Genomic DNA, 14,024 nt, shown 5'->3' with positions numbered 1-14,024 from the left:
CACTACTACTTCTAACAAATATGTTAGCAAGTATTCGCGTTGTACAAAAGGTTGTTTCTAAGTATGAAGAAGATGCCGCTCCAGATCGCTTCAAACAAGCTGGCATTATAACAGGAATAAATCAATTGCTAGGCGGTCTATTTTCAGCCATTGGTCCTGTTGCCATTTCTGGATCCGCAGGATTTATTGCAACGACAAATATTTATAAGCGCCTTCCATTTATGTTAGGGTCAAGCTTTATCATTCTTGTTAGTATATTCCCAAAGATTACTTCATTCTTTGCAGCCATCCCCGTTGCAGTTGGGTATGCTGCRATTTATCCTGTATTTGCAAGCATGATTGGTCTAGCTTTCCGCGAATATGACACTGTACAAAATAAAGAACAATTATTTAAAGTAGCAGGYCTTTCAATCTTTACAGGRGTCGGCGTTATGTTCGTTCCAGCAGGAGCGTTTTCTACGCTACCACCATTTTTAGCTTCATTTTTAAGTAACGGTCTTGTTCTTGGATCTGTAATGGCTATCTTGCTGGAAATATTATTTTCTCGTTCGCACGAAAAACAACCATCGTAAATTGGAAAACTTCCATTATTGCACTCTATCTTTAGAGTTGTTACGATAATAATAAAGTGAAACTTTAATCATTGGGGGGTGTTCCTCCCCAATGATTATTAGCCCACACCAATAGGGCATTTACGGGCAGTGGATCTCCCATCTAACTTCGTTGCTCAAGCTAAATGTTGAGTTGGGAGTTTTACTGCCCGCAAATAGCGGGATAAATTATCATGGGCAACACGCTCATGATAATTTATACTAACAATGCAGAACTTCTCCTAGTTTCATGCAAAGAAGTTCGATGTCTTACTATATATTCCCCACTATCTTCATAAAAATTTATTTCTATTTTAACAAAGAAAGGAATTTTCTATATGACTTATAAAATGATTGTTTTAGATTTAGATGATACTTTATTACGCGACGACCATACAATTTCACCTCGTACGAAAGAGGCTTTAATGACAGCACAAGAGCAAGGAGTTAAAGTTGTACTTGCTTCTGGGCGCCCAACGTTTGGTATGCGCAATGTTGCAAAAGAACTTCGTTTAGAGGAATACGGTAGCTTCATTCTATCTTTTAACGGCGCAAAAATTATTAACTGTAAAACAAATGAAGAAATCTTCAGTAGCACGCTATCTCCTGAAATCGTTCACAACCTATTTGAAATTAGTAAAACTGAAGATGTATGGATTCATACTTATATTGGCGATGATATCGTAACAGAAGAAAATAATCCTTATACTAAAATTGAGGGCGAAATTACTGGCATGCCGATTATTGAAGTAGATGATTTTAAAACTGCTGTTAAAGAACCTGTTGTAAAAGTATTAATGAATAAAGAAGCTGAACGCCTTGTTGAAGTAGAAAAGAAACTACAAAAACAACTAGAAGGTCAATTAAGCGTTATGCGCTCTAAACCATTCTTCTTAGAATTTACTGAACATGGTGTTACGAAAGGGACGAGCTTAAACCAATTAATCCAAAAACTTGGTATTAAGCGCGAAGAAGTTATCGCAATGGGCGATAGCTATAACGATCAAGCGATGATTGAATTTGCTGGTCTTGGCGTTGCGATGGGCAATGCACCMGATGATATTAAAGAAATTTCAAACTATGTRACAGATACAAATATGAACGATGGCGTTGCAAAAGTTGTAGAGAAATTCGTTTTAAAAACGGAAGTACTTGTTTAATATTTTCATTCATAAAACCTATTTGAAGTCAAATACTTCAAATAGGTTTTTATTTAAATTATAACGCTTTTGTGACTATATTTTGAACTTTGCACTATTCTCGTAGTGTAAACTTTCTTTTTGTATATAATTAAATAAAATAGACTATTTCATTTTGAAAAAGAATACAAATTTACTATATACAAGCATACATTAAAGGAGGCTACTTCATGTTATCTACACCAATCGGAAGATTAAGAGCAATCGGCTTAATTGAGGGGATTTCTTTCCTATTACTATTATTTGTAGCAATGCCATTGAAATATTTCGCAGGATTTGCAACAGCTGTTAAAATTACAGGCATGGCTCATGGCGTTTTATTTATTCTATTCATCTTTGCAGTAATTCAAGTAACAATCGTACACCGTAAATCAATTTTATGGGCACTTGGGGCATTCGTTTCATCAGTTATCCCATTCGGTACTTTTGTACTAGATGCAAAACTAAAGAACGAACAACAATAATAAAAAGGTAGTTAACAACTGTTAACTACCTTTTCTATTTATAAATTTGGAATTTCCCAATCAATTTCTCTTTCGCCCATATTAGCTAAAATCGTATTTACTTTAGAGTACGGCTTACTTCCAAAGAAACCTCGTCTTGCTGATAATGGACTTGGATGTACAGACTCGATAATACGATGATTCGTATTCGTAATTAACTTTTTCTTCGCCTGAGCATGGCGTCCCCATAATATGAAAATAACTGGCTTTTCACGTTCATTTAATAGCTCAATTACGCGATCTGTGAAATGCTCCCATCCTTTTCCTTTATGAGAATTCGCCTCACCTTGACGAACCGTTAACACAGTATTTAATAGTAAAACCCCTTGCTCCGCCCATTTTACTAAATAACCATTATTCGGAATTTCATAACCATATTCATCTCGAAGTTCTTTATACATATTTAACAATGACGGTGGTGTTTTAATACCAGGTTGTACAGAAAAGCTTAAACCATGCGCTTGATTCGGCCCATGATATGGRTCYTGTCCTAAAATRACRACCTTTGTATTTTCATARCTTGTATACTGAAGAGCGTTAAAAATATCTTCTACCTTTGGATAAATCACATGCTCCTCATACTCTTCTTTTAAAAAGTTAGCTAAATTTTGATAGTATTCTTTCTCAAATTCTGGCCCCAGTAATGGTCCCCAATCATTTTGCAAAATGTTTTCCATACTTTCACTTCCTGTCCAATTAATTCACCATATCCTGCCTTGTAAATACTAAAAACGAAATAATAAGGGAAACAACTGCCCAAACAGTTAAATTCATTAAAGAAAATCCCATAGATAAACCTTGTAATGCAGGTAATTTTCCTGATAAATAATCCGTTAATGATAAGTTCACACTAAAAATGTATTTCRCACCTTCCCAAGATGTTGCGAATGAACTTAAAATGCCGCCTGCAATTAACGCAGCTAACATAACGCCCATACCAGCTGGTGTATTACGAATTAAAACAGAGACCATAAATGATATAGTTCCAACAACGATAGCAACAAACCAAGCTAGTCCGTACGCCATTAAAATGTATTGCCACTGCGGAATAAGGTGTACAAAGTTTGTATTTAACGTTTCCTTATCAATGACGAATCCTGTTAACACAGGTAAATTCCATCCAGAGTATCCAAATACAAGCCCTGATAATGCGTAAGCAAACAAACCGACAAGAAGCAATATGAGCGAAATGAAAAATAACATCGTCACATATTTACTAAGGAGTATTTTCCAGCGCCGAATTGGCCTCGTCAGAAGCATTTTCATCGTACCATCGCTTCGTTCTCCTGAAACAATATCAATGGCGACAATCATAACGAGCAATGGAATAAATAACGTTATTCCTTGTTCAATAAACGCCCTCACAAATGTCGGTGCTCCTGGCGCAGTCGGATTAATATTATGATCTAAATAATATTGTTGTTGTTCCACTCTTACTTTTAACCAATCCCGCCATTCTTCTGGCAATCTAGAATTGTTCAAGCGGTTTTGTGAATCAACAATTTGTTGCTGTAATGATACTTTCCAATCGGTCGTACCAAGCCTTTTTTGCGTCGTTTCTATTTCACGATACTGAGCATACACAAAAAGTGGAATCAAGATTGCTAAAATAAGCATGACAACAACAATTCGTTTCTTACGATAAATCTTTTCTGATTCATTTAAGACTAGATTCGCAAATTCACGCATGTTGCTCACCCCTTGTGAGTTCAATAAATAAATCTTCTAGCGTAAATACAAGCTCTTTGACGCTATGTACATCTATCCCGTTTTCYACAAAGTGCTTATTCCAAACATTAATAGACGCGACATCCATACGACATAGTAAACGCTCATCTTCTACACTAACTTCCTCTACCTCTTCAGCAGCGTCTAACATGTCTTTCGCTTTGGAAATTGGTGTAACGACCCATTCTACACGATCACTCGCTGTTTTGATCAATTCTTCTATAGGTGCAACTGTTATCATTTTTCCTTTATGAATAATAGCAACACGGTCGCATATCAGTTGCACTTCACTTAGCAAGTGACTCGAAATAAATACACTCATATTTTCTTCTTTTACAAGCTTATGTATAAATTCCCTAAGTTCTCTAATCCCAGCTGGATCTAAACCATTCGTCGGTTCATCTAATATGAGCAATTTCGGGTTTCCAAGTAGCGCCTGTGCAATTCCAAGGCGCTGCTTCATACCAAGGGAATATGTTTTTACCTTATCGTGAATACGCTCATCTAAATGAACCATTCTTGCAATTTCAATAATACGTTCATCTGATATATCACCAAGCATGCGCGCAAATTGCTTTAAGTTTTCCCATCCCGTTAAATATGTATAAAGCTCTGGGTTTTCAACGATACTTCCAATTTGACGCATCGCTTCTCTGAAATTTTCCTTAATAGAATAACCACCGATAGAAATAGTACCTTCTGTCGCTTTAATCAGTCCGACTAACATTCGAATTGTTGTCGTTTTCCCGGCTCCGTTCGGTCCTAAAAAGCCAAACACTTCTCCTTGTTTTACATCAAATGAAATGTCCTCTACAAGCGTCTTCTTTCCAATTACCTTCTTTAAGTCTCGTACAGAAAGTATCGTCGTCATTTTATCCCTCCTTGCTCTAGTTTTAATTTACTTACGACGTTTTGGACTAATCGCTCTGCCATATATGTGTAGCCTACTTCATTCGGATGAAAATGATCGGAGTATAATAAATCTTTCCCACGATTTTGGAATAAATCAAATGTCGGTGTAATATATACATTTTTATCATTTAATGCTAACTTCTCTAAAGAAGCATTCCAATCAACAACAATATTTGATGAACCTCTTAAATCTTCTACATCCTCAAAAGGATTGTATAAACCTAGCCAAAAAATAGGACTATCTGTGTTTAATTTACGAATTTCTTCTATAATTTTCTTCGCTTCATTTTGAAACGTTTCCGTATCAGGACGATACGTCTCTAAATCTATCTTTCCGAGCGATTCCCATCCTGGGAATAAATCATTTCCTCCAATTGTTAAAACAATTACATCTGCTTGCTTAATTGAATATTGAGCTCCGCTGCTTTCGATTTGTTTTAATAAATCAGGCATTTTCGCACCACTAACTGCCAAATTGCTTAGTGCAACTTTTTGTTTATAATCTTTTTGTAAATTCTCTTTCATTCGTCCAATATAGCCAATTCCTTCTTTATCACCAACGCCGCGCGTTAACGAATCACCTAAACTAACTACTTGTAACGTTCCTGTTTTCTTTTTCTCTTTTTCCACTACGTCAGTCTTCGTAATTAATTTTGAAGCTTTCGGATTTAATACATCATTTACACCCGAAACAAAACCGTATGCAAATAAACAGAAAGACGCAATTGTAATGAGTAGAATTACTTTTACTAATTTTGATCTCATATCAAAACCCCTTTTAGCCCCTATAGATTGTCCATAATTATACCAAACGAATTTTCGAAAAGCGATTTTCACATCTTCTCTATTATGTCGTTTCCCTATCTACCAAATTTGGTAATAGCTCTACATGTTTCACATCTATTTCCTCATCATTAATCTTTTCATATAATAATTCAAATGCCTTTACACCAACATTTTTACTAGAATGCGAAATCGTCGTAATRCCTAATATATYTGCCACCTCTTGATCATCACATCCGATAATCGTAATATCCTCYGGGATACGAATTCCTTGTTTTTTCGCCTCCGTTACCATTCCTGCAGCAATATGATTGCAAGATACAAGAAACGCCGTCGGTTTTACAGACATACTAACCCATTCCCTGACTACATTGCGCCCATCTTCCACCGTAAAACAGCCTTTAAACTTCCAGGCATCTAACGGCGTTACAACAATCTGTTGAAGTGAATCCTCATACGCCTTTTTTCGCCTTTGGCTATTAATGCTATTACTTCTTCCAATGCAATATCCGATACGTGTATGACCAGCATCTATTAAGCTTTTCATCCCGCGCAAAAATACTTTGTAGTAATCAATATGTACACTCGAAATGAAATTCGAATCTATTTCTTCACACATCACAATTGGACCAAACTTCGTATACTCTTCAAGTTTTTCCTTACTATTTGTCCGTGAACATATAATTACTCCATCAAGCTTTTTCATTTTTAACATATGTAAAATTTCAAGCTCTTTTTCTTCGCTATAATTTGTCTGGCAAAGCATCATATTATAATTGTTCTTTGCGGTTTCCTTTGATATCCCCCCAATAATGGCACTGTAATATTGATCATTTACGTGCGGCAATAAAACGCCAATTACATTCGTTTTTCCTTTCACTAAATGAATCGCATTCACATTTTGCGTATAATTTAATTCTTCAATAATCGCTAAAATCTCTTTTCGTTTCTGTTCATTCACATACGGATGATTATTGAGTACACGTGAAACAGTTGAAACAGATACCCCAGCAAGTTCAGCAATCTTTCTTATATTAGTCATCTCATTCTCCCCTTCCCCTCAAAAATTCTCGCTTGACCTGGTAAGCTTTCCACAGTATATCCTTTCTTAGCAAATACATTTTGAAAGGATATACAACTATGCTTCGATTCAAACTAGAATATATATTTTTCATTGGCGGTTTACTCATTCTCGCCATCGGTATTAATATGATGACGACAATTACTTCCTTTGGACTTAGCCCTTATGATTCCTTCTTTATTGCACTATATCAAAATTTTGGGATAAGTATTGGTTTTTGGATTTTCATGATTAACTTTGTTTTTACCCTGATTGTACTCTTTTGGGACAAAAAACAAATTACAATCGGCACAATTGTCACAATGATTCTTATTTCTCTTTTTGTTGATTGGGTTGGTTCTATTACGACTATTATGGATACTATCCGCTCTCTTCCAAAATATATAACACTTATTTGCGGAAATCTATTCGTCGGAGCCGGAATTGGTCTTTACGTCTCTACTAACCTTTGCGCAGCACCTCAAGAGGCTTTCGTTTTAACTGTTGCTGAGAAAAAGAAATGGACATTTAGAAGAACAGAAATTTCATTAGCTTTTTTATTTTTAACATTAAGCTTCTTATTAGATGGGCCAATCTATTTTGGAACAATTATCTTATCTTTTACAACAGGTTGGATTATTCAAGCTTTTATTCAAGTTGGTACGCAGATTTTAAATAGAAAAAAACCTATTAAGCAAGCCGCTTAATAGGTTTTTTCTTTTTATTAGAAGAGATACTACTTAGCATCTCCTTCAATTCGATAATTTGCTTTCACACAATCTATTTCTTCATACGATTGCAATGTATGTAGAATGTACTCATAATCCGCAAGAGAAGCACGATGCGTTACGATTACGATTTCTGCTTTCCCTTTCTCTTCAAGTGGCATTTGAATAATCTTTTCAAAACTAACACCGCGCTCAGAGAACAATGATGTAATTTTTGCAAACACACCAATTTCGTCTTTCACATGAAGTCTTAAAAATTTTTTCACAATAATTTCATCTGGCTCTTTTAGTACCTTTTGATATTGCGGGACTACAGCACTATTTCCTGTTACACCTAACCTAATATTTTGCATTACAGCAACTAGGTCAGAAACAACAGCTGTCGCTGTCGGTAAGCTTCCTGCTCCCGGGCCATAAAACATCGTTTCTCCTACCGCTTCACCATACACATACACAGCATTATATTCATTTTGCACTGCCGCAAGAGGGTGTGCATTTGGAAGTAAAGTTGGCTCAACTGTAACCTCTAATTTCTCGCCATCTCGCTTTGCAAGGCCAATTAATTTAATTGTATAGCCTAAGCTCTTACTATATTCAATATCTTCTGCTGTAATAGAAGTAATCCCTTTTACCTTCACATCTCCAAGCTCTACATTTGTAGAGAAACCGAGAGTAGCCAAAATCGTCATTTTTCTTGCTGCATCCAAACCTTCTACGTCTGATGTTGGATCTGCTTCTGCAAATCCAAGCTGCTGAGCTTCTTTTAACACGTCGTTATATGCTCTCCCTTCGTCTGACATTTTCGTCAAAATAAAATTTGTCGTTCCATTTACAATTCCCATTACTTTCGTAATAAGATCTGAGGAAAGTCCTTCTACGATGCTTCGTAAAATTGGAATCCCTCCAGCTACACTTGCTTCGTAAAATAAATCAGCCTTATTATCTTTTGCTACCGCTAAGAGTTCCGCTCCGTGTAACGCCATTAAATCTTTATTTGCAGTCACAACGTGCTTCCCGCTTTTTAAAGCTTGTAAAATATATGCTTTTGCATCATCAATGCCGCCCATTACTTCAATGACAACATCAATATTAGGATTATCTAAAATTTCATTCACATCTTGTGTTAATAGAGTAGAAGGCACGTCTACTTCTCTCTCTTTCTCAATGTTTTGCACCAATACTCTCGTTACTTTCACTGGACAACCTACTTGGTGTATAAGTCGTTCTTGATGATCTGTAATAATACGAACTACACCACTACCAACTGTCCCAAGACCTAATAACCCCACTTGAATGTCTTTCATAATACTGTCCACCCCTCAAAAATTGTGTTTAGATGCCATTATATAGACAAAAAATCTGAAAAACAATGTATTTTGAATATTAAGAAAAATAAAGGTTAATCTTTACAAATAAAACGCTACCACGTGTTATACAATCATTTACAATATATAAGGGGTTTCTTGATACACGTAATAATTCAGCCAATTAGAGAATAATAAATTCCCATGACTCCTCCACCTAACAATCGGTTTCTCATTTGGATTATTATGTTTAAAATAATTTTTTGGCACATCAATATTTAACCCTCTTTGGCAGTCCCGTTCGTATTCTTGCTTTAACGTATCACAACTGTATTCACTATGTCCGAGTGCGAAAACTTGCCTTCCCTCTTGCCCAATAGCAAGATGAACACCTGCTTCTTCAGAATTGGCTAATAACGTTAATTCTTTCACTTTTTCAATATCGCTCTCTCGTACTTCTGTATGACGAGAATGCGGAGCAAAAAACACTTCATCAAACCCTTGTAACAATTTCACATGTTGCTCGCGAACCTCATGTTCAAATACACCAAACATTTTTTCCGCAAGAGGATACTTCGGCACACCATAGTGATAATACAAACCTGCTTGTGCCCCCCAGCAAATATGAAGCGTAGATGTTACATTCGTTTTTGAATACTCCATAATACGTCCAAGCTCTTCCCAATAATCTACCTCTTCAAAAGAAAGAGTTTCAACTGGTGCTCCTGTAATAATGAGTCCATCAAATTTTTCATCCTCAATATCACGAAATGTTTTATAGAAGCTCGTTAAATGGTCCTGCGCTACATTGCGAGACAGATGCGATTCCATATGAAGTAAATGCACATCTAATTGCAACGGCGTATTTCCAATTAAACGAAGTAATTGCGCCTCTGTTTCTTGCTTTATGGGCATTAAATTTAATATAGCAATTTTCAAAGCACGTATATCTTGTGTTACTGCTCGCTCCTTCGTCATTACAAAAATATTTTCCTTCTGCAATACTTTGCGAGCTGGTAAATCTTTATCAATTATGATCGGCATGTTGTTTGCCTCCGACTAGCGCCGCTTCTAAATCTGCAATAATATCAGAAACATCTTCTATACCGACCGATAAACGGATTAAATCAGATGTAACGCCAGCTAAACGCTGATTTTCTGCGCTTAATTGTCTGTGCGTCGTACTAGCAGGATGTATTACACAAGTTCTCGCATCAGCTACATGCGTTACAAGMGTTGCAAGYTTTACATTTGCGATAAATTCTTTYGCTGCTTCTAATCCGCCYTTAATGCCGAAAGTTAAAACTCCACTAGCACCTTTTTTCAAATATTTTTGTGCTAACGAGTAATTTTCATTACTATCTAACCCTGGATAATTTACCCATTCAATGCGATCATGATTAGCAAGCCACTTAGCAACTTCGAGAGCATTTTCACTATGACGCTCCATTCGTAAATGCAATGTTTCCAGGCCAATGTTGCTAATATATGCATTGAATGGGCTCATACAGTTTCCGTAGTCTCTCAATAACTGAACGCGTGCTTTCACAATATACGCTGCTGCTCCAAAATTTTGAACATAGCTTACGCCATGATAACTCGGGTCAGGTTCGACAAGCTCAGGGTATTTTCCATTTGTCCAATCGAAGTTCCCTCCATCTATTACAATCCCGCCTAGAGAACTTGCATGGCCATCAATATATTTCGTTGTAGAATGGACAATGATATTTGCCCCATGTTCAAACGCCTGGCATAAATAAGGCGTCGCTAATGTATTATCAACGATAAAAGGTACTTCTAATTCTTTTGCTGCTGCTGAAAGTTCTTTGAAATTCAAAACGTTCATTGCTGGATTTCCTAACGACTCTGCATAAACGAGTTTTGTCTTATCATTAGCAAGTGCCGCAATTTCATCTGCCGTTAAATTAGGATTAAAGAACGTAACATCTATGCCCAGCTTTCGCAAACTCACTCCAAATAAATTAAACGTTCCTCCGTAAACAGTTGAAGAACAAAGTAAATGGTCTCCACTACTGCAAATATTTAAAACCGCAAGCATAATGGCTGCCTGCCCAGAAGCTGTTGCAACAGCCCCTACACCGCCTTCTAAATCTGATAACTTCTGCTCAAATGCAGCTAGAGTAGGATTTCCAATACGCGTATATATATATCCTTCTGCCTCTAAATTAAATAGTGCTGCTAAATCATCTGACGTATCGTATTTATACGTTGTACTTTGATAAAGTGGCAAAACACGCGGCTCACCATTTTTTGGCGTATAGCCACCTTGCACACAAATCGTTCCTTTCCCCCATGATTCTCCCATCTCTCATTCTCCCTTCTTTTAATGCAAAATAAAAAACTGCTCCTTTCCTGAAAACAAGAAAGGAGCAGTTTGAAGACACGCTCTAAGGCTCTTTCTTATCTCTCAGGATTATTACCTGCAGGATTTGGCACAATTCCGTTATACGGCTGTTGCCAAGGTTTCATCGGGCCTGTCCCTCCACCTTTTCTTGATAAGACTATGCAATTACCGTTGATTTTATAGCAATAATTTCCTAATGTCAAATAGTTTTTCTGAATGTTCTAAATTAAATGTAAGGAATTTAATTTAAACAACAAAAGAAATATATTCCATATTCATTTGAAAAAGACCTTTTAAAAACTCAGATCACTATATAGAATTAAATAAGTGATTTAACCGCGTTGGTTTCAAATTTTTATGAGATCTCAATATATTGAATAAGCCAACCTCTCAAAAAGATACTATATATATTCAATTCATTTCACACTAGCATATTTAATCCTTTCTACATGAAAAYTTACATAACGGAGGTASAACATGACAAATAAAAARGACATGCACCATATACTCGTCCTATATGGCATTCTTTTAGGCTCAATAGTAGGAGTCACGGTCTGGTCATTTTTAGTCACAATAAATATCGGAATTCACTTTATTTGGGGATACTTACCTACTCTTTTCTCTTCTCCCCCTTATTACACCATTTGTGTAACAATCATCGGTGGTATCCTCGTTGGTTTAACACAAAAATATTTCGGTACATATCCACGTCTTATGCCGGAAGTGATGGCTGAATATAAAAAAACAGGTAGAATTGAATACCGTTTTGTACATAAAGCTACTTTAACTGCGATTATCGTTTTAATATTTGGAGCTAGTTTAGGACCAGAAGCTGCACTTGTTGGAATTATCGGTGGACTTTGTACATGGGTAGGAGATCGCTTTAAATTTGCTTTAAAGGGAATGAATGAACTAACAGAGGTTGGAATTGGTGCCACTTTAAGTGTTATTTTTAATGCACCATTATTCGGTTATTTAGCTCCGAATGAAAATGAGGGTAAGCAAATTAATGAATTTTCGAAAGGAAAAAAAGCAATCGTATATTTAGCTACCACTTTTGCTGGTTTTTCCGTTTATTTATTGCTTAGTAAACTCGATAATCGTGGATCCTTTATTGTTGATTTTGGGGAAGGATCTCTTGCTCTTAATGAATGGATCGCTTTTCTTCCACTTGCTAGCATTGGTGCTATAGTTGGTTTCTTTTATTTCAAATTAGAATTTACATTAGAGAAATTAATCCACCCCTTCAAAGAATACAAGGTATCACTTGGAATTATAGGCGGTATTTTATTAGGRRTTACAGGAACTTTTCTYCCGTACACGTTATTTTCAGGGGAACATCAATTAAAAGATTTAGTCGTTGAATGGAGCCATTTATCCTTCTGGGTACTACTTCTTTCAGGAATTTTAAAATTATGTATTACTGCCGTTTGTTTAAATACGGGTTGGCGCGGCGGACATATTTTCCCAATTATATTTGCTGGATCAAGTATCGGATATGCTATAGCTTCTATTATCCCTATAGATCCAATAGCTTCTGTAGCCATCGTCACGACAGCTATTTCAAGCTATGCATTAAGAAAACCAATAGCTATAACATTACTATTACTCATGTTTTTCCCGCTCAATTTATTATTACCGATGCTCGGGGCTGCGGCAATTGGCAATGCATTTCCGCTTCCTAAAAACAATGAAGCTACAAACTAATACATACAGGCAGTAGGGACAAAAGTTCCACTGCCTGTTTTTATCCCGCTATTTGCGAGCAGTAAGACTCCCACCTCAAAATCCGGCAAGTGYGAGGGAGTTGGGTGGGAGATAACTGCCCGATTGGTGAAGGCTAATAATCAGTGGGGGATGGCCAAAATCCACACTGATTAAAGTTTCACTTTATTACACATGCTGCTTTAATAGCGCGTATAACGCTTCAAAACTATGCACTTCATATGTTGGCACAATCTCGCTATTATTTGATTTCTTTTCTGAATTAAACCAACAAGTATCAATTCCCGCTACATATCCACCTTTAATATCGGCACTTAACGAATCCCCAATAATGAGCCCTTCTTCAAAAGAGAAATTAGGAATCCTTTCAAAAACATAATCAAAATACTCTTCCATCGGCTTTTGGAATCCCGTATCTTCAGAAACAAAAATATCTTTAAACAATGAATGTAATCCTGCATTACGTAAACGTTTATCTTGCGTCTTAGAAATACCGTTTGTCACTATATATAAATCATACTCATTTTGAATTTGATTTATAAATTCAAATGCACCTTGCATGAGTTGGTTTCCTTCTTCTAAGTAGCTACGATAATTATTTTCGAATAATATCCCATCTACTTCTTCCCCGTACTCTTTAAACAAAATCGAAAATCGTGTATTTACGACTTCATCACGGTTTATTTCACCTTCTTCAAAAGCATCCCAAAGGCTTTTATTAATTTTTTTATACTGCGCTTCAACCTCGCTAGTTAAAGGAATCCCTTTCTCTTCAAAGAGCATACGTAACGCCACTTTCTCCGCCTTCTGAAAATCTAACAATGTATCATCTACATCAAATAGCAATGTTTTATATTTTTTCATAAACCCCTCACACTCTCTTTTCTACAAAAACAAATTTACATAAATCGTATCATTCTTCCTTGTAAAAATAATAGGAGATATCTCATACTACAAACAGGGGTGAAAATATGAAAATCAGTAAAAATGAGAAAGAAATTTATCAACACATGCAAATTCATCAATTCCATACTCTTTTTTCCTTTCATGTCTTACCATATGTAGAACTACATTCTTTTCAAAAGAAAGAGATGATATGTAAGGAGGGAGTCGACCTCCCTTATCTC

At 36.1% G+C, this 14,024-nt stretch carries 14 protein-coding genes, 1 pseudogene and 1 riboswitch; of the genes and pseudogenes, 6 read left to right on the top strand and 9 right to left on the bottom strand.

What is annotated here, in order from left to right:
• From AC1DJR_RS04625 to AC1DJR_RS04615, 3 genes are all read left to right on the top strand, one after another.
• Positions 1-572, top strand: a 572-nt coding sequence (locus AC1DJR_RS04625) for a purine/pyrimidine permease (RefSeq protein WP_477002114.1), incomplete at its 5' end; no start/stop codon positions are given.
• A gap of 356 nt (positions 573-928) precedes the next feature.
• On the top strand, positions 929-1,750 hold the full coding sequence (locus AC1DJR_RS04620; RefSeq protein WP_241875829.1) for a Cof-type HAD-IIB family hydrolase: 822 nt from the start codon (positions 929-931) through the stop codon (positions 1,748-1,750).
• 209 nt (positions 1,751-1,959) lie between these two features.
• Positions 1,960-2,253, top strand: coding sequence for a DUF3817 domain-containing protein (locus AC1DJR_RS04615; protein WP_000953390.1), 294 nt, complete (start codon positions 1,960-1,962; stop codon positions 2,251-2,253).
• A 38-nt stretch (positions 2,254-2,291) separates the two neighbouring features.
• Here the strand turns inward: AC1DJR_RS04615 and AC1DJR_RS04610 are convergent, their stop codons facing one another.
• Genes AC1DJR_RS04610 through AC1DJR_RS04590 form a run of 5 tightly spaced genes read right to left on the bottom strand, consistent with a single transcriptional unit; the run spans position 2,292 to position 6,757 of the window.
• Positions 2,292-2,969 (bottom strand): uracil-DNA glycosylase, encoded by a 678-nt coding sequence (locus tag AC1DJR_RS04610; RefSeq protein ID WP_003192622.1) that lies wholly within the window; start codon positions 2,967-2,969, stop codon positions 2,292-2,294.
• Positions 2,970-2,988: 19 nt separating this feature from the next.
• Entirely contained in the window at positions 2,989-3,981 is a 993-nt protein-coding gene (locus AC1DJR_RS04605; protein WP_477002113.1) for an ABC transporter permease, read from the bottom strand.
• Positions 3,974-4,891 carry an ABC transporter ATP-binding protein gene (locus AC1DJR_RS04600; RefSeq protein ID WP_241875832.1) on the bottom strand — a complete coding sequence of 306 codons (918 nt, stop codon included), beginning with the start codon at positions 4,889-4,891 and terminating at the stop codon, positions 3,974-3,976. Before AC1DJR_RS04600 ends, AC1DJR_RS04605 begins: the two co-directional genes overlap by 8 nt.
• On the bottom strand, positions 4,888-5,769 hold the full coding sequence (locus tag AC1DJR_RS04595; RefSeq protein WP_002191323.1) for an SGNH/GDSL hydrolase family protein: 882 nt from the start codon (positions 5,767-5,769) through the stop codon (positions 4,888-4,890). The genes AC1DJR_RS04600 and AC1DJR_RS04595 overlap by 4 nt, the downstream gene beginning before the upstream one ends.
• A 10-nt stretch (positions 5,770-5,779) precedes the next feature.
• Positions 5,780-6,757 carry a LacI family DNA-binding transcriptional regulator gene (locus tag AC1DJR_RS04590; protein ID WP_477002112.1) on the bottom strand — a complete coding sequence of 326 codons (978 nt, stop codon included), beginning with the start codon at positions 6,755-6,757 and terminating at the stop codon, positions 5,780-5,782.
• 98 nt (positions 6,758-6,855) lie between these two features.
• Between AC1DJR_RS04590 and AC1DJR_RS04585 the strand changes: the two genes are divergently transcribed.
• A complete protein-coding gene (locus AC1DJR_RS04585; protein ID WP_429687401.1) occupies positions 6,856-7,482 on the top strand; it encodes a YczE/YyaS/YitT family protein in 627 nt (208 codons plus the stop codon).
• Between the two features lie 29 nt (positions 7,483-7,511).
• Here the strand turns inward: AC1DJR_RS04585 and AC1DJR_RS04580 are convergent, their stop codons facing one another.
• From AC1DJR_RS04580 to AC1DJR_RS04570, 3 genes are all read right to left on the bottom strand, one after another.
• On the bottom strand, positions 7,512-8,807 hold the full coding sequence (locus AC1DJR_RS04580) for a homoserine dehydrogenase (RefSeq protein ID WP_429687402.1): 1,296 nt from the start codon (positions 8,805-8,807) through the stop codon (positions 7,512-7,514).
• Between the two features lie 138 nt (positions 8,808-8,945).
• Positions 8,946-9,851: a homoserine O-acetyltransferase MetA gene (gene metA / locus AC1DJR_RS04575; protein WP_429687403.1), complete on the bottom strand. Its 906-nt coding sequence runs from the start codon at positions 9,849-9,851 to the stop codon at positions 8,946-8,948.
• Positions 9,835-11,133 carry a bifunctional O-acetylhomoserine aminocarboxypropyltransferase/cysteine synthase gene (locus tag AC1DJR_RS04570; RefSeq protein ID WP_002068601.1) on the bottom strand — a complete coding sequence of 433 codons (1,299 nt, stop codon included), beginning with the start codon at positions 11,131-11,133 and terminating at the stop codon, positions 9,835-9,837. The genes metA and AC1DJR_RS04570 overlap by 17 nt, the downstream gene beginning before the upstream one ends.
• Before the next feature lie 92 nt (positions 11,134-11,225).
• Positions 11,226-11,330, bottom strand: a riboswitch (SAM riboswitch).
• 319 nt (positions 11,331-11,649) lie between these two features.
• Here AC1DJR_RS04570 and AC1DJR_RS04565 point away from each other — a divergent pair.
• A complete protein-coding gene (locus AC1DJR_RS04565; protein ID WP_477002111.1) occupies positions 11,650-12,879 on the top strand; it encodes a chloride channel protein in 1,230 nt (409 codons plus the stop codon).
• 186 nt (positions 12,880-13,065) lie between these two features.
• Here the strand turns inward: AC1DJR_RS04565 and AC1DJR_RS04560 are convergent, their stop codons facing one another.
• Entirely contained in the window at positions 13,066-13,761 is a 696-nt protein-coding gene (locus AC1DJR_RS04560; protein ID WP_429687405.1) for a YjjG family noncanonical pyrimidine nucleotidase, read from the bottom strand.
• Between the two features lie 107 nt (positions 13,762-13,868).
• Between AC1DJR_RS04560 and AC1DJR_RS04555 the strand changes: the two are divergent.
• A pseudogene (locus AC1DJR_RS04555) lies at positions 13,869-14,024 on the top strand (transcriptional regulator YeiL); the annotation flags it as partial.

The organism is Bacillus sp. 05T31, assembly GCF_056396725.1.
Note: the sequence above shows the minus strand (reverse complement) of the source record. Positions and strands in the feature narration are given on the sequence as shown.